Origin of the sequence: Alitiscatomonas sp., from assembly GCF_037242085.1 — a bacterium.
GTDB classification, from domain to species: Bacteria; Bacillota; Clostridia; order Lachnospirales; family Lachnospiraceae; genus Alitiscatomonas; species Alitiscatomonas aceti.
Genome location: NZ_JAXXBR010000088.1, coordinates 1 through 25,923, shown reverse-complemented (window position 1 = coordinate 25,923; position 25,923 = coordinate 1). Strand labels below are relative to the sequence as shown.

Here is a 25,923-nt window from a genome sequence, read left to right as displayed (position 1 = left end):
CTGCGGGAGATCATTCCCCGCTGTTTCCCAGGTCCCCCAGCGGAACCTCGGGCTTTTCCGGCTCCCTCAGCGCCTCGGCCACTGCCGCCTCAGCCAGCTTTGCCGGGTCCAGAGGCTTTGCCGGACCCGATGCAGCTCTCTTTGTAATCGGAAGCTGGAGGTTTACTCCCATGGGGTTCACCACCACGCCCCTGGCTCCCTTGGCCAGGGCTCCTGTGATCTTATCCGCCGTCATCACCGATGCCTTAAAGAAATTTTCCCGGTTGAACTTATTGAATTCCAGCATGTCCGTAAAGATCGGCTGGTAGGAATCCCCGTTCTGCTGCTTTAACAGCGGCACGCCGTTTTCCTCATTGAACGGAGCCAGGTAGGTTCCCTTTCCATAATCTGCCAGGATCTCCTCCTGGAGCTCCTGGAGCTCTTTGGGGAGCTTTTCAAATTTCTGTCTGCGGACCTCCTGCATAAAATAAAGCGCCGTCAGATGCAGGCCCGGATTCTCCACCCAGATCTGCCCCTCCTTTAAATTCTGTCCCGGACGGTTCACCAGATCCGCCAGTTGCAGCTTATACTCGTCCTCCATATAGCCGTTGAATACCAGGCAGTTGACGCCCATGGTAAACAGGTTGCTGTAAAAATGCAGGAACTGCTTGTTATCGATCTTTGCGATCTGGAGCGGGATCTTCTGATCCAGGAACCGCTGTCCCTCCCGCTTGATATCTTCCTCTTTCTCATATAAGAAAACCTCATCGTCAAAGGTTTCCGGGTCGCACATTACAAACGGCATCTTCGTGCAGAGGGACATGAGCACAAAAAGCTCCTTTGATGTGCTGAGTTTCTTCATCACTGCCAGTTTCTCCGCTTTTTCCTTGGTCTGCTTGCCCTGATCCATATTGATTCCCCTTCTGTCTTCTTTATTTACACGCCGCCGGAACCAATCGCTCTTTCTGCCCCGCCGCCGTTATATACAGAGACATTATATCGTCTGGGAGAACGGCTGTCAAGAAACAGAGTCCGGCGAAACTCCGGCATTTCCGGCATTTTCTCTTACGAAATTCTGACTTTTTTATCCGCCCTGGATCGCTTTCCCAACTTCTCTGGTCAGGTCGATAAATCTCCTGGCTCCTATGGAAAGATATTTATTTGTCAGGTAGCTAACGGCAATCTGATCGCTCCTTCCCATGGGAAACTTCATCACCTCCGTTTCCATGTACCCTCCACTTTGATTCCGGTATGGATACAGAAACATCTCCGGACAAACGAGGGCTCCCATACCTTCCAGACACAGGGCCAGTACCGTATCACTATTCTTGGATTCCAAGACCACATGGGGCTCTATTTCATCCTCCAGGCAGCTCTGCCAAAACAGCCTCCCCACAGGCATATCCCTCTGTACCGATAAAAACGGACATTTTTCAAAATCCTTTAACGTAACACGGCCTGGATGCTCCATCAGATACTCCTTCTTCTCCGGGATGTACTTCTCGACCACAGAACATGGTACAATCAGCAGGTATTTTTCATGCCATACGATCTCGCTGGTGATTCCCTGAACGCCGCGGGGAGGCATGCCAATGATCAGATCTGCTTTTCCCTCCCGCAAAACGGCTTCCAGTCTGGCAGAACTCTCCTCCACCAGATTGATCCTTACTTGCGGAAAGGCCTCAGCAAATCTCGGAAGCAGCATAGGAAGATAGACAGCGCCCCTGGCCCTGGTTATCCCAATGGTCAGCTCGCTCTTTTTAAAATCTTTAATATCCTGTATCTCCAGCTCCATTTCGTCCATAGAATTGATCAGCTTTTTCGCATGTCTTAAAAAACACGCTCCGGCCGGGGTCAGGGTCATTGGCGGCGTTCTTTCAAATAACGGCGTTCCAAACTCGCTTTCCAGCTTCTGAATATGGTGGCTTAGGGACTGCTGTGTAATGAACAGCCTATCGGCCGCACGGGTAAAATTAAGCTCCTCGGCCGCCACAAGAAAATACTCCAAATTTCTTAAATTCATATTTCCCTCTTTTGATCAATTTTTCCAGATACATTTGTATAAATTATATATTTTTTTGTTTATTCTGTCAATTTGTCCTAAAAAACAGGCCGGATGCCCCGTCTTCGGGCATCCAGCCTGTCTGGCAGTATTTCCTCATACTGTCTGTTATTACAATATCTCCTTCAGATCCACATTAAATTCTGGTCCGTCCAGCTCAGCCTTGTCTGCAAGGAGGTATCTGTACGCCTCCACCAGAAGGTCGATCCTCGGTGTTGGTACTCCATATTTTTTCCCCAGGCGGCTGACCGCCATATATCCGTATGGTACATCCTCTGTCAGGAATCTGTGATACGGCGTTTTAGGAAGTTTTACGCTTTTCAGACTCGGATTTTCCAATCCCAGTTCCTTAATATTGTCATAATCGACCTTCCAGGCCGCATTCATCAGCTCCAGAATGGTTTTCGGTTCGCCTCCAACGGCCTTTACGACCTGACAACGCTCCGCATCTGCCGCCATGGCAAAATCCAGAAGGATTTGGGGCAGGGCCTGTCCATAAAACTGTGTATCCTCTCCATTGGCCATCCGTGTGATATTAAATATACAGAATGGCACATGGACTGGAGGATTTGTATTGTTCAATGACGTATCCAGCACGCTGGACACTGCGTAAAACTCGGGGAATGCCTCCTTCAGATCTTCCACGACCCGGCTTCCGGCACATCCGGGAATCGTGGCAAAGCTCATGCTCTTTTTTGGCGTTTTCATAAATGTGGTAGCCGGATATGTAAGCGTTGGAGACGCTGCAAGGTTTCCGCTGGTTTCACCAATAATGATATCCTTTTCCTTTACCTCGTCCTTTAATACGCTGTAAAATTCATAGGCTCCCCAGTTTCCCGTAATGATAACGATCCTCTGTCCCCGCTGGAGCTTCCCTTTCAGAAGCTCTGCCATGGGTTTATGACCCCTGGACGTTGTGGTGACAACCAGGAATTCTGCCCCATTAACCGCCTCCTCTATATCTGTGGTGGCCCTCACCTTAAAATTCCCTTCAATAAAACCTGTTACTGTGATGCCATATTCATTGACTGCCTTTGCCTTGTCCATATCTCTGGTAAATCCGGAAACCTCAAATCCCCGCTTCACCAGCAAAGCAGCGGTGTTATGGCCAATTTTTCCAAGCCCCAGTACTGCTATTTTCATCTTTCTCATCGCCTCTTTCTTATCTCCTGCCAACACATCAGCGTACCAGACGGTCCTCACCTTCCTGCGGGGATCTGGTCAGTATCTCGACTCCATCCCTGCGCACCACCACCGTATCGGAATGACGTACCGATCCCCATCCGGCAAACACAAGGCCCGGCTCAACCGTAACGACCATACCCTCTTCCAGCACCATGTCATTATTCTTATTCAGGGATGGGAACTCATGCAGACTCATTCCCAGGCCATGGCCGATCCGCCCCGGCAGATAATCTCTAAAACCAGCCTCAATGTACGGGGCAACACCAGCATCATAAATATCCCCGATCTTCACTCCCGCCTTCATGATTTCAAACACATTCCTGCGTCCAGCCAGCATCGCGTCGTATGCCTTTTCATAATGCTCCGGGATTTTTCCGATCATGATTGTGCGTTCATTTTCTGTATGGTATCCGTCAATAGCCGCCCAGCAGACCGGCAGGCACACCTCCCCCTCCAGAGGAACACGGTTTCCCGGGCACTCGCAGCCATAGGGAACACGATAGCCGGAGTTTGAATAGCACCATAATGCCGTAACGATTCCGCCTTCTGTATTTCCAAAGGAACTGATCTCATATTCGCTCAGTTCTTTTGCCCACACTTCCCGCATGGCGATCTCCGCGGCAATACTTGCCTCCGCCTCGCTCCTGCGGATATTGGCAACAGCCGCCTCCATTCCCACATTGGTAAGGCTTGCTGACAGCCGGAGCAGACCGATCTCATACTCATTTTTAATATTTCTTGATTTTTTCAAAAAATCAGAAACATCAACCATTTTAGACGGCTTTACAATGTCCTGTAATTTATTATACTGGTTCAGGGAAAGGAAATCCCCCTCGTATCCCAGGACCTTATGTTTGATCTTGATATCGTCTGCGATTATATCAATAGCCCCGTAAGCGTCTCCAGCAATGGGCTTCTGGTTTGCCCATGCACCGAACAGGCGGATATCCTCAATGGCTGCCTCATCTGCCGAATGCCTTGCCCGCAGACTGTGGACAAGAAGGACCGCCTCTCCCTCTGCCGGTACAAGTACCACCACTGGATGGCTGTAAAGGATCGGATTGAAGCCCGAAAGATAAAAGGTATTCTGCGGTTTAAAGCAGATAATCCCGTCTACTCCCATTTTCTTCATCTCGTACTGCATTTTTGTCACTTTGTCCTTGTATAACTGCTTCCTGTCATACTGCTTTAAATCTTCCTTGATCTGTGAAATCGTCATCATAAATCTTTCCTCCTGAATGGTTATATTTTTTTACAGCATAAATCCAGCACCCGGTCCCAGGGGGATCCTGAAAACGTACCATACGATAAACTGGGTAATGTAGCAAATGAAAAATGCGATGGAATATGGAAGCATGCTGGATATGAGCGTACCAAATCCAAAATCCTTATCGTATTTTTTGCACAGCACCAACAGCATTCCGAAATATGCATACGCCGGGGTGATCGGGTCACTGGCCGCATCTCCGATCCGGAAACACATCTGCGTGACAGCCGGATGATACCCGAGCAGCATGAACATGGGCACAAATACCGATGACATGAGTCCCCATTTTGCAGAAGCGCTTCCCACAAACAGATTCAGAAAGCCGCAGAGGAAAATGAAAAGGATCATGATCGCCAGTGCCGGCAGACCAGAATTCTGAAGGAGAACTGCCCCCTTGATCGCCAGGATTATTGCAAGATTGGACCATTCAAAATATTTTAAAAACTGGGCCATAACAAAGCAAAGGGCTACAAACGGTCCCATATCCGCCATGGCGTTTCCCATGGCCTCGATCAGATCATTGCTGCGTTTAAATGTCCCGCTTTTAAATCCATAGGCAACACCAGGAATAAAAAACAGCAAAGCGATGAAAAATGGAAGCCCCTTCATCAGAGGAGCGGCTGCTATCACCAATCCTCCGCTTTCCGGGTCCCTCAGCCATCCGTCGGTCGGAATGCACATTATGAGGAGTACCGCCGCATAAATAAGAACTGACACCAGCGCTGCCCGGAGTCCCTTATTCTCCTCCGGCGTCAGCACCGCGATCTGACGCTCCGTAAAAACTGCACCGGCGCGTCTCCCAAGTCTCGGTTCCACCACCCTGGTGGTAACAAATACAGAGGCCGCAGTCAGTATAAACACAGAGACTGCCGAAAAAAAGTACGTCATGGCGGGAGATGCCGTAAAATCCGGATCCAGCGTCTGCGCCGCCTCCACAGTAAAGCTGCAATTGACAATGTCCATATTGGTCAGGATCAAATTGGCACAGAACGCGCCGGAAACTGTTGCATATCCGCACAGTGCGCCCGCAACCGCATTCTTACCCAGAGACGCAAATAGCGCGGCTCCAAGAACAGGCATGATCACATACCCGGTTCCTCCGGCGGCATCTGCCAATACAGCCACAAAACAGAAAATAACGATAACTGCCAGATCCGATCCCCGGGAGCTCTCCACGATCTTTTGCAGGATCACACGGAACAGTCCCGACTTTTCGCAGATACTCACTCCGAACATGCAAACAAGCACTGGCCCCAGGACCGATAATGTCTGGAAGTTAGAAACCATGCTGGTCAGCATCTTTATGATTCCATCTCTTGATAAAAGATTGTACACCTCCACAATCTCTCCTGTGGATGGGTTGACTGCACTCACACCCAGCATGGAACAGAGCCACGATGCTGCAATAATGATCACGCAGAACCATACAAAAAAGACCATAGAATCCGGGATCTTATTTCCAACAGCCTCGATCATTCCATAAAAGCCTCTGGTTTTTTTGTTTTCTGTATTCCTCATAGTCAGAAACTTCTCCTCCTTTCATACTCTTTTGGTTATTTTGTATTATCATGTCCCACTGCAGCTGGATTTTATATACACATTATACCAATCCTGCTACAACCTTTTCCAACACGTTTTCTCCTTGTCCTTCACAGGAAAATAGCTGTGACCATCAATTACATCTTCCAAAAACACCCCCATCTGTGCTAAACTATTCCTAGAAAAGGAGGCGGACCCTTATGAAAAAAAGACTTCCCATTGGAAATGATGATTTTGCCGAAGTACGGAAACAGAATCTTTATTTCATAGACAAGAGTTTGATGATCCGGGATTTTCTGGACACTGGAGATAAAGTGACCCTGATCACCCGGCCCAGACGTTTTGGAAAGACTCTGAACATGACCATGCTTCGTGAGTTTTTTGATATTACAAAGGATAGCCGCCAGCTGTTCCAGGGACTTTCTATTATGGATACGGAATATGCCAACCAGATCAATTCACGCCCTGTTATTTTTCTTACGCTGAAAGACTGCAAGGGAACGACCGCCCAGGAAATGCTGCTTCTTATAAAAAAGCAGATTTATCTGGAATATATGAGATATGAAAAAAATATGAAAGGAAAACTGGATGAGTCCAGTCTGCTGGCCCAGGACTTCCGTGCAATGATCGATGTCCTCAGGGATCCTGCTTCCCTGCCCGTCCTGTTCACAGATTCCATCCGGCTGCTCTGCCAGATCATTCGGGAACAGTACGGAGTACCCCCTCTCCTTCTGATCGATGAATACGATCAGCCCGTCATGTCCAGCTATGAATACGGGTATCATGACTCTGTTGGAAACTTTTTTTCCAATTTCTTTGGAAGCGCTATGAAAGGAAATCCCGATCTGGATCAGGCCCTTCTGACCGGAGTGCAGAGGGTTGCAAAAGAGAGTATCTTTTCCCAGTTTAATAACGTCCGCGTCTATACAGTCCTGCATCGTCAGTACGCTTCCTATTTCGGATTTACATCGTCCGAAACGGAAAAGCTTTTAAAAGATTTTGGCCTTTCCTTAAATCAGAAGGTAAAGGGTAAATATGACGGCTATCTGTTTGGCGGAATCGAAATTTATAATCCATGGTCTCTTTTAAACTATGCCGATTCTGGCGAGCTCCATGGATACTGGGTCAATACATCCTCCAATTACCTTATTAAAAGGACTTTGTCTGAGGCTGATAAGAATTTCTGGACCGACTTTGACCGCCTGGCCTCCGGAAACCAGATTCCTGTCTGGCTTACCCTGGAAACCTCTTATGTCGAACGCGGGAGCACGTACAGTCTATGGGGACTTTTAGTAAATTCCGGATATTTAACGGCACTGGAACGGCTGGACGAAAATACCGTGATCGTCCGCATCCCCAATGATGAGGTAATGTCCGAGTTCCAGGTCCTGATCACTGAACTTGGAGGAATGGATGGTCTGGAGCTTCAGCAGATGTTCTCCTGTCTTCTCCACAGGGATACAGACCGTTTTCTGGAACTTTACCGAAAAATCGTCATTTCCTGTACCAGTTACCTGGATGCCAAAGAAAATGCCTACCACATGCTTTTCCTGGGTATGTGCATGACCATGCGCGGAAGCTATAAAGTAACGAGCAATCTGGAAAACGGATACGGCCGGAGCGATATCACTCTGGAATCGCTCCATCGAAAAAATCCTCATGTGATCATTGAATTTAAACAGGGAACCGACCTGGAACGGCTGAAAAATGAGGCTCTGGAGCAGATACTGGAAAAGAAGTATTACGCCCCATTAAAAGGAGAGATCCTCTGTATCGGCCTGGCCCATGACAAAAAGCGCTGTGAGCTGGCCTGTCAACGCCTCCAGGTCCCGGAATAAAGCCCGCTTAAAGCCAAAAGCCCCCTCCGTCCGCCGCATTCCTGTCGGCTTTCGGAGAGGGCTTTTTATGATTTAAAGGAGCAGTGCCGCCTGGTATACGATAAACGCCGCGATCCACGCCAGCACGCACTGGCCGGCCGCCATAGCAGCCGCCCATTTTCCGCCCAGCTCCCGCTTCACCGAGGCGATGGCCGCCACACAGGGCGTATAAAGAAGGCAGAAAACCAGCAGGGAAACAGCTCCCGGAACCGTAAGGGTTCCTTGAAGCGCCTCCATGCTTCCAAACAGCACCGTCAGGGACGAGACCACGCTCTCCTTGGCCATGAAGCCGGAGATCAAGGCTGTGACGATCCGCCAGTCCCCAAAGCCCACCGGCAGGAATACCGGGGCCAGCACGCCCGCCAGAAGAGCCAGGATGCTGTCCTGGGAGTCCGCCACCATGTTAAAGCCCGTGTCAAAGTTCTGAAGGAACCAGATGGCAATGGTAGCCAGGAAGATCACCGTAAAGGCACGCTGGAGAAAATCCTTCGCCTTGTCCCACAGAAGATGGCCCACATTGGCTGCTCCCGGCATCCGGTAGTTGGGAAGCTCCATCACAAAGGGCACGGCCTCTCCCTTAAAGGAGGTCTTTTTAAAGATCAGTGCCATGAGGATCCCCATGAAGATCCCAAGCACATAAAGCCCGATCATCACCAGAGCCTGATGCTCTGGGAAAAAGGCCTCTGTAAAGAAGGCGTAGATCGGAAGCTTGGCCGTACAGCTCATAAACGGCGTCAGGAGAATGGTCATCTTCCTGTCCCGCTCCGACGGAAGGGTCCGGCTGGCCATGACTCCCGGCACCGTGCAGCCGAAGCCCACCAGCATGGGGACGATGCTCCGTCCGGAAAGGCCCAGCTTTCTTAAGAGCTTATCCATGATAAAGGCGACTCTGGCCATATAGCCGCTGTCCTCCAGCAGCGACAGGAAGAAAAACAGTGTTACGATAATGGGAAGGAAGCTCAGAACGCCGCCCACGCCGCCAAAGATCCCGTCGATGACCAGGGACTGGACCACGCTGTTGACGCCTGCGGCTGTCATAGCCGTGTCTGCCATGGCGGTCAGCCCTTCGATCCCCGTCTCCAGGATCCCCTGTAAAAACGCGCCGACCACATTGAAGGTCAGCCAGAATACCAGCCCCATGATCCCGATAAAGGCCGGGATCCCCGTATATTTTCCCGTCAGGAACCGGTCGATCTGGCGGCTTCTGGTACGCGCCTTGCTCTCCCTGGGCTTGATCACTGTCTCGGAACAGACCTCTCCGATGTAGTCGAACCGCATCTGGGCCACTGCGGCCGCCCGGTCCATTCCAGTCTCCTCCTCAGTCTGTCTGGCGATCTCATCCAGGATCCGTTTCTCATTGTCCGTCAGCTTCAGCCGCTCCAGGATCTTTTCATCGCCCTCCATCACCTTGCTGGCCGCAAACCGCACCGGGATCTGTGCCTGGGCCGCATGGTCCTCGATCAAGTGCATGACTGCATGGATCCCCCGGTGGATCCCTTCCTCCTTTTTACAGAAGTCCATCTCCAGAGGCTTTTCCTGGTATCTGGCCACATGGACCGCATGGCGGACCAGCTCCTCGATCCCCTCTCCCTTGGCGGCGGAAATGGGGATCACCGGAACTCCCAGGGCCTCCTCCATTTCGTTGACCAGCACCGAACCGCCGTTTTCCCAGAGCTCATCCATCATATTTAGGGCTACCACCATGGGGATCCCCAGCTCCAGCAGCTGCATGGTCAGATACAGGTTCCTCTCGATGTTGGTGGCATCCACGATATTGATGATCCCCTTGGGCCTTGTCTGGATCACAAATTCCCTGGTGACGATCTCCTCGCTGCTGTACGGAGACATGGAATAGATCCCGGGAAGGTCTGTGATCAGCGTATCATCATGGCCGCGGATCACGCCGTCCTTCCGGTCTACTGTAACGCCTGGGAAATTGCCCACATGCTGCCGGGATCCAGTCAGCTGGTTGAACAGCGTGGTCTTTCCGCAGTTCTGATTCCCCACCAGGGCAAAGGTCAGGGTCTCTCCCTCCGGCAGAGGATTTTCCTCCTTCCGGTTATGGAATTTTCCTCCCTCTCCATAGCCCGGATGATGTTTTTCTGTTTTCTGTGATTTCTTCTGTACATCCACCGGCTGGTGGGGCTCGCTGATCTCAATGTTCTCCGCATCCTCCAGCCGGATGGTCAGCTCATATCCATGGATCCTCAGCTCAATGGGATCCCCCATTGGCGCGTATTTTACAACTGTCACCTCTGTCCCCTGGATCAGTCCCATATCCAGGAAATGCTGGCGGAGCGCTCCGCTTCCGCCCACAGAGAGGATCGTAGCCGTGCTTCCGATCGGCAGTCTGCTCAGCTTCATTTGTATCTCCTTTTATCCATTTCATGGTTCTTTTTGATTAGCATTATCTAACTATTCGGTAAAACGAATGCCCCTGTACGGGCATTTGTAATATAATCTAAATGAGAAAAAAAGTCAATATCTCTTAACATATAAAACCATAAAAACAGACTGCGGCAGGATCCTTTACAGAATCTGCCGCAGTCCGTTTTCTAGGAAGGTTTTGTATGTACTATTATGGCTCGTATACGCCGTCGATGATCTCAAATTCCTTTGCAGCCAGGGTCTTTTCCACCCATGCTCTGTTGGCGGTGCCGTTCTTTGCAGCCTCCAGCTTCTTCTCATCCGCCTCCTGGAACTTCTTAGCGTCCTCCAGGATCTGTGCTGCGTCCTTTCTCGGGATGACGATCACGCCATCCGGGTCCCCCAGAATGATGTCGCCCGGATTTACGCTGATACCGCCGCAGGCAACAGGTACGTTCACCTCGCCCGGTCCCTCTTTATAAGGGCCGCCGGGTGTTGTCCCTGTGGCATATACCGGGAAATCCCACTGGCCGATCTCGTCGATATCACGGATAGGTCCGTCAATGACGATGCCGGCTACCTTTCTGTCATGGCGAAGATAGGCCATCATGATCTCGCCGATCAGAGAACGGGTGTTGTCCTCTTCATTGGAAACCACGACCACATCTCCAGCCTCTGCAATGTTTAAAGCTGCATGAAGGGCCAGGTTGTCTCCGCCTCTTGCCTTGACCGTAAGAGCCGGTCCCACCATCATCTGGGCCTTGGGGCTGCTCACCAGATGGATCCGCGGATTCATGGCCGCGTTTCTTCCCATTACGTCGCAGGTGTTGGAAGCGGGAATCGTTTTAAACTGTTCCATTACTTCCGGATCCGGCATGTTTCTTTTTAAATAGATTCTCTTGCCTACTGCCATATCATTTTCTCCTTGTCTGAAAGCTCTTTTTTTCTGTGCCGGGAGCCGCAGCTCCTTGATCTGGTTTCATTGTAAGACAGAATTATGACAATAGCAAACAATGTATCTGTTTGCTATCCACAAAGAAATATTGTTATTCTTTACTTCTGTTTTTTCTTCTATTATAATGAAAGCAGTATATGTTCAGATCGGAGGTAATTTTATGAACCTGCTGACCCTCTACTATTTCGTTGAACTGGCCAGGGAGCTCCACGTCACCAATACGGCCCAGAAGCTCTACATTTCCCAGCAGAACCTAAGCCAGCACATCCAGCGTCTGGAGCAGTACTACGGAGTCTCCCTGTTCCACCGGAAGCCAAAGCTGGCCCTTACCTATGAGGGCGAGCAGCTTTACGCCGTGGCGGTAAAGATCCTGGCAGAGGAACACGAATTCGTAAACCGCCTGGCAGATATATCGGCCAACAGCATCGGCAGCCTGAAGTTAGGGATCCCCACCTACCGGGGAGAGATCTCCCTTCCCAGCATCCTCCCACAGTTTTATGAAAAATGGCCCAATATCTCCATTGAGCTGTGCGATAAATCCTCCAGCGAAATGGAGGAAATGCTCTGCAACGGAGAACTGGACCTTTTCATCGGCGTCATGTACCAGGACAATCCCAAGCTGGACTCCACGCCTCTTCTCAACGATCATATTTACATGGTCTGTTCCGACCATCTTTTAAAAAAATATTATCCGGACACCTGGAGCGTCCTGAAAAACCGCTCGGAGCGGGGGACAGATCTGAGCGCCTTTCCCGGCCTTCCCTTCCTCCTCCCCCATCCCTCCATGAAGCTCAGGAAAACCATCGACCAGTGCTTCCTGGCCGCCAGGGTCAAGCCGAAGATCTTTCTGGAATCCCAGTCCACAGAGCTCTTCATTTCCCTGTTTCCCTATGATTACGGGGCATTTTTCTGCACGCAGGCAAGACTTCCGGCCTTTCTTTCCGCCTATCCGGAGGCCAACGCCTTTCCTCTGACCCTGAAAAACGAGATCATCGGCCACCGGGTCGTCATCGCCTCCCACAAGGACCGCGTTCTGCCCCAGTATGCCCAGGATTTTATTTCCATTACAAAAGAAGTATTTGCCGGCATCGCGACCGTCCTCCCCGGACGTCCCAGGCCCTTTAATTGACCACGTGGACCGGGGATCCGTCGAGAAATGCCCGGATATTTTCCACTGTGGTATCCAGGATCCTCTCCCTGGATTCCCGGGCGGCCCAGGAAATATGGGGCGTGATGATGCAGTTTCTGGCTCTCAGAAGAGGATTGTCCCCCCGGATGGGCTCTGTGGACACCACATCCAGCCCCGCAGCATAAACCTTCCCGCTGTTCAGGGCATCTGCCAGATCACGCTCCACCACCAACTGGCCTCTGGAATTGTTGATGAGGATCACGCCGTCCTTCATTTTTTCAATGGTATCCCGGTTGATGATCCCCTGGGTCTCCGGAAACAGCGGACAGTGCAGGAAGATCACGTCGGACCGGGCCCAGAGCGTATCCAGATCCACATACTCCGCCAGCTCCGCTCCCTGGGGGCTCTGATGGGCATCATAGGCGATCACCTTCATATTCAGGGCATTTAAAATCTTCGCCGTAGCCTGGCCGATGCGGCCCAGGCCCACGATCCCGGCCGTTTTTCCATACAGCTCGATCATCGGATGATCCCAGTAGCACCAATCCGGATTCTTTTCCCATTTTCCGGCCTTTACGGTTTCGGAATGGTATCCGATGTGGGAACAGATCTCCAGAAGAAGGCTGACGGCGTACTGACCCACGATCTGAGTCCCGTAGCTGGGCACATTGACCACCGGGATCCCTTTTTCCCGGGCGTAAGTATAATCCACAATGTTATAGCCGGTCGCCATGACGGCGATCAGCCGGATCCCCGGGCACCGGTCCATGGTCTCCCTGGACACCGGCGTCTTATTGGTCACCACGATCTCCGCATCGCCGATCTTTTCTGCGATCTCCGGAGACTCCTCATAAGAAATCCTGTCATACACCGTCACCTGCCCAAGCTTTTCCAGCGGCTCCCAGGTCAGGTCTCCCGGATTTTCCGTATAGCCGTCTAAAATAACGATCTTCATCTTCTTTCATCCTCCTTGTTTAAAGCAGCGCCCAGGCGCGGTTGAATGCCCGCTTGGTGCCGGCCAGTACTGCATCCTCAGACTCTCCGTCCATCACGGTTACCTCCATGGACATGGGAAGGGGATCCTCCTCCCGGAAAAAGCCCTCCTCCTTCAGCACCTGTAAAAAGTCCAGCAGCTCTGGAACATCGTTGCAGCCTCCCGGAAATCCCATTCTTGGATGCTTATCTCCGTATCCGGGACATCCCGGCTTCGTAACGGCATTTCCAAAATGCAGGTGAGTCAGATATGGCCGGATCGCCGGAATCACCTCCCTGGCCGTCTCCCGGGTCAGCGGCATATGGGAGTCCGCCAGAAGGCCAAAGTTTCCGCACTGTCTCCTCACATCTGCCGCAAAGGCAGCCCCATAGGAAGCCGGTCCCATGAGCACCGCCTTGTCCACATCATGATCAAACAGCTCCAGCTCCACCTTGAGTCCCTTTTCCTCCGCGTAACGGCAGACCTGGATCGTGGTCTTTAAAAGCTGGCTGTACGCCCGCTCCTTCGTTTTCTCCTCCCATTTTCCAGCCAGAAAGGCCATTCCCCTGGCGCCCAGGTAGGATGCCTCATCCACAGCGTGCTTTAAAAATGTTTCTGCCCTCTGGCGCTCCGCCTCGTCCACGGCATTGGGATTCAGTTTCATAGAGAGAAGGTCCGGATGCGCTCCATAGTAAACGGTCAGATGTGCCTGCTCCAGGACCCTCCGTACCTCCTCCCGTTCCGCGTCATCCCTACAGCTCCGGACCTCTACGGCGGTAAAATACTCATCTGCGGCAACTCTTTTTACAGCTTCCAGCGTTGACAGACTTGGAAACGACATCCAGGTGAGCGTTCCCATCTGGAAATATCTGCTGATCGGTTCCTTCATGGCTTCCCCTCCTATTATATTTATTTAGTTCCAGTATATTTCAAGTATTAACAAAGGAAAAGCAATATATTATTCATATTTTAACAAAATTTTATTGTTTCCTCTTATGTTTCCCCCATGTGTGTTTCTTTTCATCCGTTTTCTTCTATGTGTTAAGAGATGTTCACAACATTTTTTTGTTATATTGCCCAAAACTGCTTGTTTGATTTTGCTTTGCGATTCCCATATAATGACAACCAGAAGGACACACGTCCGTGAAGCACAAAAAAATACACAAAAAATTTTAGGAGGTTATACTATGGCTTGGAAAATTTTACTGCCGCAGGAGATCATGTCCGAGGGACGGAAGCTTTTAGAGGATGCCGGCCATACCATCATCGATGGACGCGGCTTTGAGCCAGAGGATGTTCTGGCAGACTTTAAGGAATACCAGCCGGACGCCATGATCGTCCGCATCACACCGATCTCCAGAGAGATCATTGAATCCAACCCCAACTTAAAGGTCATTGTCCGCCATGGCGCAGGCTTTGATGCCTTAGATGTGAAGGCATGTCATGACAACAACGTCCAGGCCCTTTACGCTCCGGTGGCCAACAGCACCTCTGTGGCTGAGACAGCCATGCTGCTGATCCTGGAAATGAGCCGCAACGTGACCGTTCTCCACAAGACCTGGGTAGACGACTTCTACAAGGCAAAATTAAAGGTAAGAAAGAACACCATCAACGGCAAGACACTGGGCCTCATCGGCTGCGGAAACATCGGAAGCCGCGTTGCAAAGCGCGCCCTGGGCTTTGAGATGAACGTCATGGCCTACGACCCCTATAAGCCGGCCTGTGATTTCCCCGAAGGCGTTGAGGTAGTCCGTGATCTGGACCGGATCTTCAAGGAGTGCGATTACGTTTCCCTTCATTGCCCCAACACTCCGGTGACAAAGAACATGGTAAATAAAGAAAGACTGGCTATGATGAAGCCCACTGCCTTCCTGATCAACACGGCCCGCGGCGGCTGCGTGGATGAGACCGCCCTTTATGAGGCATGCAGAGACGGTATCATCGCAGGCGCCGGCCTGGACGCGATCCAGAAGGAACCGGTGGATCCCAGGAATCCTCTCTTAACCCTGGACAACGTGATCATTTATCCCCACATCGGCGGAAACACCACCGAGGCTGCCCATCGCGCATCCTATTTCGCAGCCATGGGCGTTCAGGAGGTCTACGAGGGCAAGGCTCCCACATGGCCCATCAACGATGTGGACTATAAGACCGCGAAAACCTATACCGACACGAAAAAACCGGATACAAAACCGGCTGGAATGTTTGATTTTTAATGAATGTTTAATCTTTAATAAACATTCAGAAAATACGAAAGCAGAGGGATTTAAGAAATGACTGTTGCATCACTGTGTAATGATATCCTGGTGCTGGCTGTGTTCCTCCTCGTGGGCTTCTTTGTCCGCGAGCTGTGCAAACCGCTCCAGAAGCTGTTCCTTCCGTCGTCGCTGATCGGTGGACTGATCCTCCTTTTACTGGGTCAGCAGATCCTTGGCGTCGTTGAGGTTCCCGAGAGCTTCGGCTCCATCCCCAGCGTTATGATCGACATCGTAATGGCCGCCACCGTATTCGGTGTGACCATTAACAGGAAAAAGCTTGGATCTTACCTGGATTATTCCTGCATGACCATGACTTCCTATGGAATGCAGCTGGGCCTGGGCGTTCTGTTGGGCTGGCTGTTACAGAAGATCTGGCCCGGCCTTCCCGATGGCTGGGGCGTCATGGGTGTATTCTCCTTCCACGGCGGCCACGGAACTGCCGCTGCTGCCGGCGCAGCCTTTGAAAAGCTGGGCATCGAGGGGAACATGGCCGTAGGTATGGTATTGTCTACTCTTGGCCTCATCGTTGCCATGCTGGTAGGCATGATCATGGTCAACTTCGGTATCCGGAGGGGCTGGGGAACCTATGTAAAGGAGCCTAAAAAGCAGCCGGATTACTTCTACGGCGGCGTTCTTCCCGAGGAAAAGCGTGTGGCCTCCGGTCATACGGTGACCACCGGCATCAGCATCAACCACCTGGCCTTACAGGTCGCCTGGCTTCTGACCGCCCTTTTCATCGGCCGCAAGCTCTTTGGCTTCCTTGGCGCTTACATCCCGTTCTTTAACGAGCTTCCCAGCGTACTCCACGGCATCTTCGGCGGTGCGATCCTGTGGCAGTTCTTAAAGGCAACAAAGCTGGAGCGCTATGTGGACTTAAAGACCATTAAGCTGGCCAGCGGCTTCTGTCTGGAGATCACCGTCTTCACAGCCATGGCCACCCTGGATATGGAATTTGTTTCCACCTATATCGTGCCCGTACTGATCTACACCGTGATCCTGGCAGTGCTCACAGTCCCAATCATTTTCTATCTGGCATACCGCTTCTGCCGTGAGGAATGGTTTGAAAAAGCCTGCATGGCCTTCGGCGCAGCCACCGGCAACACCTCCACTGGTCTTGCCCTGGTAAGAGCCGTTGATCCGGATTCCTTATCCAGCGCAGGCGATACCCACGGCGTTTACTCCGCCATCATGTCCTGGAAGGACGTGTTCGTCGGCCTCACCCCCATCTGGCTGACCAGCGGCATCGGCCTCACCTGCGGCGTCGGCTTTGCCATGATGTTCGGATTTGCAGCCTTTGGCTTCATTTTCTTCGCACGAAAAAACAAACGGACTGCCGCATAACTTTTGTTCATACCTTACCCCATAATTATAGAAAGCAGCCGTCCGGCGGGTCATTTCCCAGCCGGACGGCTGCTTTTTCATTATTTTTTATGGATCAGCGGTTTCTCCGGATCCTCTCGTCATTTTCCAGCACTTTCTTGGCAATGGTTATGAAATGGAGCTTGAAATTGTCCTCGGTATCGTTTACATCCAGACCCGTATTGACCTTCACCTGGGCCAGGCTGTTCCTTACCTCCTCCTGGGTCATCCCCAGCTCCTCTGCGGTCAGCGCAGCATCCTCCTTGCATTTATAATATTGGGAAAGGACCCGTTTTTCCGTCTCTCCCAGCTGCCGCAGGACCGTTCTCGTGAGCCGGTCTCCGAAGCTTACCACCATCTGGTTGATGCTGCTGTATATTTCCATGCCCATATATTCCAGGATCACGCGGTCCTTCTTAAAAATCTCTCCAGCCTTTACTGCATCCTGTGCATTGCTGTACGTATGCCGGATGCCCTTGATCCCGCCTTCAATGGTACCGATCCCCACCCGGATCCTCTGGTCGGAAACGATCCTCCCCACCTCTTCGGCGGCCACAGTCTTCACCGCATCCAGGATCCGGCGCATCTCTGCTTTATCATGGGTAATAAGGATTACACATACACCGGAATCACAGGTGATGATCTGCTTTCCCGTGATCCTTCTATTGATCTCCGAAAGCCCGATCACCGCCTGGGCGGCATCCGTAAGCCTTTCCCGGTCCTCCGGTTTTACATTCATATCGGACGGGTACTGGAACGATACGGCCATAAACGTATCCATGTCCACATCAAAGCCCAGCTGTCTGCCAAGCTGCTTTACCAGCGCCTCATCCTCATAATATCCGATGACAATGTCATTGAAATAAGCTGATAATGTGATATCTGTTGTGTTCTTATTCATGATTCATATCTCCTTTTACAAAGTTTTCTGTCAACGGGAAAGCCCTATTATATAAAGTCATTCACACTTTGTCAAGGAGTCATCCTCAGATTTTTCAGATATCGTTATTTTATTCACAATTCCAATAAACCAGGATGTTTTTCCTTCTTCGGCAGTCTCCTGCTGTCCATCGCCCTTCCTGGCGCATCCCTAAAACCGCCCGAAGGTATCCACCAGCCAGGCCAGATGATCCGCATGGCCCTGATTCAGCTCACCGGGGCGCATACGCCATCTCCAGTTGCTCCCCACCGTTCCCGGCGTGTTCATCCTGGCCCAGTTATCCAGCTTCAGAACGTCCTGGGCCTGGAAGATCACCACGCTGGCCACAGATCCGTAGGCCGTGAACATGACCCGGTCCACCACCTGGTCCTGATGGGAAACACCCATGTAATCGGCAATATACTGTAACTCCCACCACTGGCGCTCTTCCGGCTTAAAATATCCCACCAGCGTCTCGTTGTCATGGGTACCTCCATAAACCACGGAATTTGGCGTATACATATGGGGAAGATGCTCATTGAACCGGTCTCCGCTGAAGGCAAATTCGATGATCTTCATGCCCGGATAACCGGTCTCCTCCAAAAGCGCCTTTACCTCCGGTACAAAGATCCCCAGGTCCTCGGCGATGATCTTTGTGTCTCCGATCACCTGGCCGATGGCATCCGTCAGCTTTTTCCCAGGTCCCTTGAGCCATTCTCCCGTCCTTCCATCCTCGGCGCCCGCCGGGATCGCATAATACTGGACCACTCCGATAAAATGATCGATGCGGACCACATCATACAGCCGTCCAGATGCCTTCATCCGTTCCTTCCACCAGGCAAAATCTGTTTTTTCCTGTACATCCCAGCGGTACAGGGGATTTCCCCACAGCTGCCCGGTCTCGCTGAAGGCGTCCGGCGGGACCCCAGCCACCTTAAGGGGCGTCAGGCTTTCCTCGTCCAGCAGGAACAGCTCCGGATGGTTCCAGACGTCTGCGCTGTCCAATGCCACATAAATGGGAATGTCTCCTATGATGGAGATCCCCTGGCTATTGGCGTATGCCCTTAATTTTTTCCATTGCTGGAAAAATTTATACTGTAAGAACTTCCAGAAATCGATCTCTTCCTTCAGCTCCTCTTTGTACCGCTCCACCGCGTCCCTTTTCCGGAAGCGGATATCCTCCGGCCAGGCCAGCCATTCCTGGTTGTCAAAATGGAATTTCAATGCCATATACAGGGCATAGTCGTTGAGCCAGTACCAGCTTTCCATACAGAACTTCTCATAGCCCTCTTCCTCATGGAATTCGCTGCGGGCATGGGCTTTCTTCAGCAGAGGGAACCGGTACCAGAATACGGCATCGTAAGCCACCTGGGTCTCATCGCACCCCCAATAGCAGGCGTTGATCTCCTCCCGGGTCAGCAGCCCCTCCTCTGCCAGGGTATCCAGATCGATAAAGTACGGGTTCCCCGCAAATGCAGAAAACGACTGGTAGGGGCTGTCCCCATAGCTGGTGGGCCCCACCGGAAGTACCTGCCAGTATTTCTGCCTTGCTTTCTTTAAAAAATCCACAAACTCGTAAGCGGCCTTTCCAAACGTACCGATCCCATAAGGAGACGGGAGGCTGGAAACCGGCATCAGAATGCCTGCGCCGCGGTCCAACATAGTCTTCATACTCATCCTGTCCTTTCTATACAGATAACAGTTTTATTATACATCACACGGCTGGATTTGAAAAGCGGAGCCGCTGCAAAAGGAGGTTCAGAACCTTCTCTTTTGCAGCAGCCCCGCTCTTTATGAAATCTTAAGCTGTATCCGGTCTACACCTCGTTCCGGAGCCGTATGGTCTTCCATTTTCCGCTCTGGTATCTGGCAAGGACCAGGGCCGACCGGAGAAGCTGGTCAGCCGCCAGGGCGTACCAGGCTCCGTAAAGGCCAAGGCCCATGCGGATCAGGATGATGGCAAATACAGGACGTACCAAAAGCACTGTGACGAAGGTGATCATGGCCGTGGTCCTGGTGTCTCCTGCACCCCTCAGTCCACCGGCAACGATGAACTGGGAGCTCTGGAACGGCTGTAAAAAGGCCACGATCAGCATGATGTGCCCGCCGATCCGTATGATCTCCGGATTGCTGTTGTAGAGGCCAACGATATTGCCGCCGAACAGGACAAATATGGCGGCCAGGATCAGGGAGAACAAAAAGCCGACGGTCCTGGTGCGGCTCGTGTAGGCCTGGGCCATATCGTAGCGGCGTTTTCCCAGAGACTGCCCCATAAGGGTCGTGGCCGAAACGGCAAACGCCTGTCCTGTCATAAAGGACAGGGCCTGGATATTCATGCAGACCTGGTGGGTCGCATACGCCACAGTTCCCAGGGACGCCACAGTCTTTGCGTAAATGATGATCCCCGCGCGCATCAGAAGCTGCTCCACCATAGCCGGAAGACCGATGTTCAGGATATCTCCCAGGACTCCCCGGTCCGGCTTAAAGCCCTTCCGGAATTCCAGCTTCAGGAATCCGTTCCCCTTAAGGATCACAGAGATCGCAATGGCAAAGGCCACGAACTGCCCGATCACCGTCGCAATGGAGGCGCCGGCAACGCCCAGGGCCGGGAAGCCCAGGTTTCCGTAGATCAAAAGCCAGTTAAAGCAAACGTTGACGCCGTTGGCGATCATGTTGTAGATCATACACGTTTTTGAATCCCCCACTGCCCGCAGCGACGCCGTTATGGTACTGGTCAGCGCCATGGTGAGGAAACCGGCCATCTGGATCTGAAGATACTGGGTGGCCCATATGGTTACCGTCTCCTCGGTGGAACCCATAAATATCACCATTGGCCGGGCAAATACGACGCCCAGGATGGACATGAGCACCGTTGCCCAGAAGGTGAACAGAAGTCCCTGGCGCACCACCAGGTTGGCCTTTTCCTGGTCTCCCCGGCCTCGGTTTCTGGCCACCAGGGCCGTGACGCCTGTATTCATAGAAACAAATGCGGCCATCAGCAGGAATTTAGGCTGGGTGGTCAATCCCACGGCCGCCAGTGCCTGGGTCCCCATTTCCAGATTCTCCGTCCCGCCCATGGAGCCCACCATCATCAGGTCTACCATGGACGTGAGCTGTGTCAGCAGGAGCTCCACAAAGCTGGGCCCGGCGATGCGGACAATGTCCTCGTACAGTTCCCGGGACCGGACGCCCTCCGGGAGTTTTTTGCTTACCTTCTGGTCCTCCGGCATGCCTTCCGGCCCGTAGGGCAGGCGGTCCAGAGTCGTTTGCAGTCGTTCTTTTGTCTTCATGTAGTTGTAATCCCCTCCCTCAATATGTCTATTATAAAATAAAATTAGAGGGATGGGAAGAATAAACAGAAAAAATTGAAAAATAAAAGCAAAGGTGCCGCACAATCATTAAATATGATACATTGCGGCACCTTTATAAAATTTCTTACTTTACTTCTTTTGTGTATCTTTTATTCTAAAGATCCAATAAATGCATACCGAACATAATCCTATCAATGATGTGATACCTAAAAGCCCCCATAGCCATGCCCGGTTGGCGTCTCCGTTTTTAGGTATTTTAACATTCTCTGTTACATCTGATCCGACAGGCATATCCGTAATTTCCACCACATCCATTTTTTCCGGAAGATTTACATTTTCCTAAACGTCTGCTCGAACAGATTCATATGGCCCCTCCAGATGGATCTGTTATATAGCCATCTGTATTCGCATCTAACTCAGTCACCGTATACTCGGCCCCTTCCGGTAACCCTGTAAGAATCACACTCCCTTATCAAACCTGATTCTGCCAGCCAGGTAGAGCGGTACTGTCTGGACTTTTCCATCCTCCGTAATTTCACCGTAGGTATTACCTTTTAGATGATACAGGAAATCCAGTAAGCCTGCTTCCAATAAAGTGGATGCTGTATTTCCTGCGCTCTTTCCTGCTTTTACTTCCAATCCGTAATTCTTATAATCCAGCAGACTTCTGACATAAAAATCCAGTACTCCACCCGTCTGCTGGTATACGGCAAACCATGGCACGGTTCCTGCAATACTGTCTGTGTTCCTCAACCGATTCAAAAGTTCCAAATACACAAAGTTTTCGCATAGAATTCCTTTTGTAGCTGTATCTGATTCTCCGGTCTTTCTCAGAAAATAAGCAGCAACTCCCAAATCCATATAATAATATCTGCAGTTATCTACAATGCTTAAATGGTCGCAATTAATACTTTTGCTGCAATAACCGATTACGTGAGATAAATACAGCCAGCTTCTGGCATGATTTATCATCTTCTTAGAAACCCGTCCACTTTCTTCTTTAAAGACGATTTTGGATAAGTCTGTTACCAGATCTTCCGTACCTCTCTTTTCCTTTAAAAGCATAATTGCGATTGCCTGAAATAACTGCCCGAATATCTCAATATCCAGTTCGGATTCAAAATATCTGGATGACTCCTTGATAAAAATATCGATAATCCGCTCCACCAGCCTCCGGCTTTGGCTCAGATCTCCGGTTTCCAAATAGTTTTGGACAACTCTTGGATAACCGCCAAGCTGGCAGTATAAATCAAAATAATCCTTGATTTCATCATACCTGGCATGATCGTCCTTCCCGTCCAGAGTAAGGGTCTCATACAGATCCCTTTTTCCAAATGCCCCCAAAAACTCTGGAAAAGACAGAGTCCCCATAACCAGGGTATCCGTATCTCCAGCAGAAAGGAAAAATTCTTTTTCCCGTGTCTTTCCCAAATAACTTCCTGTTACAATAAAATCGCAGGAAAAATCCCTGGCAAATTCGCGGATTCGGCTGTAGATCACCGGAGACTCCTGTATCTCATCAATAACAACGATTGTCTCCCTGCTGTCTACAAAGTCAGAAGCATACGTCTTCAGTACTGCGGCCATGCCCTTTTCTGCCTCGTCCTGTACATTTCTTCGATGATACGCCTTTTCGTAACATTCCAGAAAATATTCTCCTGATTCCCCAATCATATTAATATAAATATACTGCTGATACTGCTCTCTTGCAAATTTATCCAAAATATAAGTCTTGCCAACCTGTCTGGCTCCTTCCAGTTCCAAAACAAGTCCTGAACTTCGTTTTTCCATTTAAGCAGTTCTTCGTATATATCCCGTTTTAACTCTATCTCCATAGATCCCCCTACCATTCCTAATACGACTTTTTTATAGTATAGCATAATTAAATTAGTTTTTCCCAGGCGGTCATCCTCATAATCCACATCGGAAAAGTCCACCAATTCCTCTGTTTCGTCATCATCTTCAGTATTAATAGAAACAAAAGAAAAATCCATATGTCCAAACGCGGTTCCAACCTTGCCAGACGGGTTCTTTACATGGTCACACTCAATAACGTAAAGGTTGATAAAGGGAGCGGCACACCTGTGAATCCTGTAGTTTACGACTACTACACCCGGAAGTGCTCCGGCAAGAAAAGACCGGCAGCAATGGGCTCTGTCATGCATAAGATCTGCAACATCATCTTTGCCATGCTTCGGGATAACAAACCTTTCGAGATCATCACCCCGGAAGAGCACTGCCAGCAATTCGCTGCGGAGCATCCAGACAAGATACTGCAAGCCGCATAATCAACACGGCACTCTCAATATTTCGTTCGCGACCAATCCAATATATCGGAATGGTCTGTTAAGGTTACCCTTTTTTCATATCACCTCTTGACATTTCTTAGCTGGACTTTACTTTTGTGATTTCATTGTACCTAATACTATCAAGTAACTCCACCACATCAGCTTTACATCCCGCAACATGAGTTTACATTGTTTATTTTTCAAGAATCTGCGGATCAAGAAGGAAGTCATAAATGTTCACAGTCAAAATACCATACTCATCGTAGTGTGGCTGAACGATGTCTTTGGTAACAACAATCTTTTTGAAAGAATCATCAATCTTTCTGAACGGTCTGATTTCCTGAGTACGCTTCGCTTCATCAGGAAGTGAATATGCTGACTGGATATAGTATCTGAAAGAACCAAGATTGCATACAAAATCAACTTCAAGTTGTTTGCGGATAACCTTACCTTCCTGATTGCGTTCCGCAATCGGTATTACACCTACGTCCACGCCGTAGCCACGCATACGAAGTTCGTTATAAATTACATTCTCCATAGAATGGGTCTGCTCGAACTGTCGGAAATTGATTCTGGCATTGCGAAGTCCAAGATCGGAAAAGTAATATTTCTTTGGTGTTTCAATATATGCTTTTCCTTTAATGTCATATCTTTGCGCTGATTCAATCAAGAAAGAATCCTCAAAATAATCCAGATATTTCTTAATGGTAGCGGAAGTAATTCTGGATTTCTTTACCGTCTTGAAAGTATTCTTCAATTTTTCAGGATTGGTCGGCGAACCAATGGCAGAGGAAAGAATGTTCAGAAGATCTTCCAGTTCTCCAATGTTCTTTACTCTGTTACGCTTGGTAATATCTCGAAGATAAATCTCATTGAACAGATTCTGCAATACAACTGCCTTATCGTTTGCTCCCTCTCGAAGAACAACCAGAGGGATACCGCCATATAGCATATATTCAGATAATCCCATATACTTATCACCGTTGTAAATAGTCATAAACTCGGCAAAGCTCAGGGGATACATATGAACCTCGTCACCACGACCGGCAAACTCAGTGGCTATATCTTTGGACAGGAGTTTTGCGTTACTTCCGGTCACAAATACATCCATATTAGCTTTACGAAGGTAACCATTCAGAACAGCTTCAAAGCAATCCAACATCTGAATTTCATCAAGCAGCAGATAATACATTCCTTCACCTACAACTTTGGAACGGATATATGCCATGAATTTTTCAGGATCAACTCCACGCTTTTCCTTTTCAATCTGAATTAGGCTTTCGCCAATCATATAAAGATCCTCAGCTGAGTCAAAGGCAAAACGGATAATGTGGTCTGTATCAACTCCACTTTCCAATAAGTGATGATAAAACAGATTATTCAACAAATAGGATTTTCCACATCGACGAATACCTGTAATTACCTTAATCATTCCATTATTTTTTCTTTTTGTCAGTTTATTCAAATAAAAATCTCTGCGAATTTCCATCTTAAAACCTCCTTGCGAAAGATTTTTGCAATATGTTGCATTTTTCTATTCCATTATATCCAGATAGACTTCAAAAATCAATATATCAGCGGGAATCGGAATAGATTTTTGTGAATTGTTGCATTTTTCTATTCTACAATCACATTATATGCTTTAGTAGCAATTATTATCCCGTGTTTTAATCATGTTCTTATTAAAAAAGCAGCCACACACCAAAATGCATGACTGCTTAATAAGCATATATTATTTTTTGACAAGAGTTAAAGTTGTAGAATTATCAAATTACAATCTCATATAAACATCATAAGTTCTGTTCATATGTATTTTCTCTTTTAATGCGTAGATATCCTCTTCTTTTAACAATTCTACAGATTGTAATTTCTTTAAAAATTTGTCATTTTCCTCGATGATAGCACAACTATGAAATGAAGCAATTAGCATAGACTAAAATAACGAGGGAGTTGCGTGGTATCGCAAGAAAGAGTGCTCCAATCAATGTAATTGTCCATTATCCTAAAACCATAGAAGGTCAGCGTGAATTGGCAGAGCGTGTTGCCGGTGTCCACACAAGTTTGGTCAATCAGCATATTAAAAAACTGAATTGTCCTTCCGACCAGAAGGTACAGCTACTGGATGCGGTTATCAAATCCTCATCCATAGAGAAAGCAGATGAACAAACTCTCTAAAATTTGAACACCTGCTCTTATCTATACCTTTATCTTTCGATTTATAGTGTACCAACTTGTTCCAAAACGGCTCTTTCCACTAAAAAGGAACCACATTTCTGTGATTCCTCAAGAGGCGCGAACCGGATTTGAACCGGTGATCAGGGTGTTGCAGACCCACGCCTTACCGCTTGGCTATCGCGCCATATTCTATTGTATGCACTGGAACACTAAATATTCCAGGAGTGACCCCAACGAGATTCGAACTCGTGTTACCGCCGTGAAAGGGCGATGTCTTAAC

General features: G+C 49.6%; 19 protein-coding genes, 1 tRNA gene and 1 pseudogene. 6 read left to right on the top strand and 15 right to left on the bottom strand.

The genetic code is table 11. The features are described 5' to 3' along the window. Nucleotides 1–10: 10 nt before the first annotated feature. The 5 genes from WIH05_RS09150 to WIH05_RS09130 all read right to left on the bottom strand — a co-directional run bounded on the left by WIH05_RS09150 (nucleotide 11) and on the right by WIH05_RS09130 (nucleotide 6,011). Nucleotides 11–889 (bottom strand): SseB family protein, encoded by an 879-nt coding sequence (locus tag WIH05_RS09150; protein ID WP_022272804.1) that lies wholly within the window; start codon nucleotides 887–889, stop codon nucleotides 11–13. A gap of 174 nt (nucleotides 890–1,063) precedes the next feature. Continuing rightward, complete coding sequence (locus WIH05_RS09145) at nucleotides 1,064–2,002, bottom strand: LysR family transcriptional regulator (RefSeq protein ID WP_022272805.1); 939 nt, start codon at nucleotides 2,000–2,002, stop codon at nucleotides 1,064–1,066. A 150-nt stretch (nucleotides 2,003–2,152) separates the two neighbouring features. Continuing rightward, entirely contained in the window at nucleotides 2,153–3,184 is a 1,032-nt protein-coding gene (locus tag WIH05_RS09140) for an NAD/NADP-dependent octopine/nopaline dehydrogenase family protein (protein WP_022272806.1), read from the bottom strand. A gap of 37 nt (nucleotides 3,185–3,221) precedes the next feature. Beyond that, nucleotides 3,222–4,448 carry a Xaa-Pro peptidase family protein gene (locus WIH05_RS09135; protein WP_022272807.1) on the bottom strand — a complete coding sequence of 409 codons (1,227 nt, stop codon included), beginning with the start codon at nucleotides 4,446–4,448 and terminating at the stop codon, nucleotides 3,222–3,224. 30 nt (nucleotides 4,449–4,478) lie between these two features. Then, entirely contained in the window at nucleotides 4,479–6,011 is a 1,533-nt protein-coding gene (locus WIH05_RS09130) for an AbgT family transporter (RefSeq protein ID WP_022272808.1), read from the bottom strand. Between the two features lie 221 nt (nucleotides 6,012–6,232). Between WIH05_RS09130 and WIH05_RS09125 the strand changes: the two genes are divergently transcribed. Further along, nucleotides 6,233–7,870, top strand: coding sequence for an AAA family ATPase (locus WIH05_RS09125; RefSeq protein WP_022272809.1), 1,638 nt, complete (start codon nucleotides 6,233–6,235; stop codon nucleotides 7,868–7,870). Between the two features lie 72 nt (nucleotides 7,871–7,942). Here WIH05_RS09125 and feoB read toward each other — a convergent pair whose 3' ends face one another. Both feoB and WIH05_RS09115 read right to left on the bottom strand, forming a co-directional pair. Further along, entirely contained in the window at nucleotides 7,943–10,273 is a 2,331-nt protein-coding gene (feoB, locus tag WIH05_RS09120) for a ferrous iron transport protein B (RefSeq protein WP_022272810.1), read from the bottom strand. A 214-nt stretch (nucleotides 10,274–10,487) separates the two neighbouring features. Next, on the bottom strand, nucleotides 10,488–11,189 hold the full coding sequence (locus tag WIH05_RS09115; RefSeq protein ID WP_022272811.1) for an RraA family protein: 702 nt from the start codon (nucleotides 11,187–11,189) through the stop codon (nucleotides 10,488–10,490). Between the two features lie 202 nt (nucleotides 11,190–11,391). Between WIH05_RS09115 and WIH05_RS09110 the strand changes: the two genes are divergently transcribed. Further along, a complete protein-coding gene (locus WIH05_RS09110; RefSeq protein WP_022272812.1) occupies nucleotides 11,392–12,360 on the top strand; it encodes a LysR family transcriptional regulator in 969 nt (322 codons plus the stop codon). Here WIH05_RS09110 and WIH05_RS09105 read toward each other — a convergent pair. After that, entirely contained in the window at nucleotides 12,353–13,315 is a 963-nt protein-coding gene (locus WIH05_RS09105; RefSeq protein WP_022272813.1) for a D-2-hydroxyacid dehydrogenase, read from the bottom strand. The two genes, WIH05_RS09110 and WIH05_RS09105, sit on opposite strands and share 8 nt — an antisense overlap. A 19-nt stretch (nucleotides 13,316–13,334) precedes the next feature. After that, nucleotides 13,335–14,222, bottom strand: a complete 888-nt coding sequence (locus WIH05_RS09100) for a sugar phosphate isomerase/epimerase (RefSeq protein ID WP_022272814.1) — start codon at nucleotides 14,220–14,222, stop codon at nucleotides 13,335–13,337. 298 nt (nucleotides 14,223–14,520) lie between these two features. On the opposite strand from WIH05_RS09100, the gene WIH05_RS09095 reads away from it, so the two are divergent. Beyond that, nucleotides 14,521–15,549: a hydroxyacid dehydrogenase gene (locus WIH05_RS09095; protein WP_022272815.1), complete on the top strand. Its 1,029-nt coding sequence runs from the start codon at nucleotides 14,521–14,523 to the stop codon at nucleotides 15,547–15,549. A gap of 57 nt (nucleotides 15,550–15,606) precedes the next feature. After that, the gene (locus tag WIH05_RS09090; protein ID WP_215653719.1) at nucleotides 15,607–16,932 is read left to right on the top strand and encodes a sodium/glutamate symporter; all 1,326 of its coding nucleotides are present in this window, start codon (nucleotides 15,607–15,609) and stop codon (nucleotides 16,930–16,932) included. A 94-nt stretch (nucleotides 16,933–17,026) separates the two neighbouring features. Here the strand turns inward: WIH05_RS09090 and WIH05_RS09085 are convergent, their stop codons facing one another. The 4 genes from WIH05_RS09085 to WIH05_RS09070 form a co-directional block, all read right to left on the bottom strand. Next, nucleotides 17,027–17,851: a hypothetical protein gene (locus WIH05_RS09085; RefSeq protein ID WP_022272309.1), complete on the bottom strand. Its 825-nt coding sequence runs from the start codon at nucleotides 17,849–17,851 to the stop codon at nucleotides 17,027–17,029. A 189-nt stretch (nucleotides 17,852–18,040) separates the two neighbouring features. After that, on the bottom strand, nucleotides 18,041–19,540 hold the full coding sequence (gene malQ / locus WIH05_RS09080) for a 4-alpha-glucanotransferase (RefSeq protein WP_022272310.1): 1,500 nt from the start codon (nucleotides 19,538–19,540) through the stop codon (nucleotides 18,041–18,043). Nucleotides 19,541–19,686: 146 nt separating this feature from the next. Further along, the gene (locus WIH05_RS09075) at nucleotides 19,687–21,159 is read right to left on the bottom strand and encodes an MATE family efflux transporter (protein WP_022272311.1); all 1,473 of its coding nucleotides are present in this window, start codon (nucleotides 21,157–21,159) and stop codon (nucleotides 19,687–19,689) included. Nucleotides 21,160–21,639: 480 nt separating this feature from the next. Then, on the bottom strand, nucleotides 21,640–22,971 hold the full coding sequence (locus WIH05_RS09070; RefSeq protein WP_337425280.1) for an AAA family ATPase: 1,332 nt from the start codon (nucleotides 22,969–22,971) through the stop codon (nucleotides 21,640–21,642). Between the two features lie 194 nt (nucleotides 22,972–23,165). On the opposite strand from WIH05_RS09070, the pseudogene WIH05_RS09065 reads away from it, so the two are divergent. Then, nucleotides 23,166–23,468: pseudogene (locus WIH05_RS09065) on the top strand (IS110 family transposase); the annotation flags it as partial. Nucleotides 23,469–23,661: 193 nt separating this feature from the next. Here WIH05_RS09065 and WIH05_RS09060 read toward each other — a convergent pair. Further along, the gene (locus WIH05_RS09060; protein ID WP_022272314.1) at nucleotides 23,662–24,957 is read right to left on the bottom strand and encodes an ATP-binding protein; all 1,296 of its coding nucleotides are present in this window, start codon (nucleotides 24,955–24,957) and stop codon (nucleotides 23,662–23,664) included. Between the two features lie 461 nt (nucleotides 24,958–25,418). Between WIH05_RS09060 and WIH05_RS09055 the strand changes: the two genes are divergently transcribed. Continuing rightward, nucleotides 25,419–25,643: a hypothetical protein gene (locus WIH05_RS09055; protein WP_215653723.1), complete on the top strand. Its 225-nt coding sequence runs from the start codon at nucleotides 25,419–25,421 to the stop codon at nucleotides 25,641–25,643. A gap of 113 nt (nucleotides 25,644–25,756) precedes the next feature. Here the strand turns inward: WIH05_RS09055 and WIH05_RS09050 are convergent. Beyond that, nucleotides 25,757–25,827 (bottom strand) — tRNA-Cys (locus WIH05_RS09050). Between the last annotated feature and the right edge of the window lie 96 nt (nucleotides 25,828–25,923).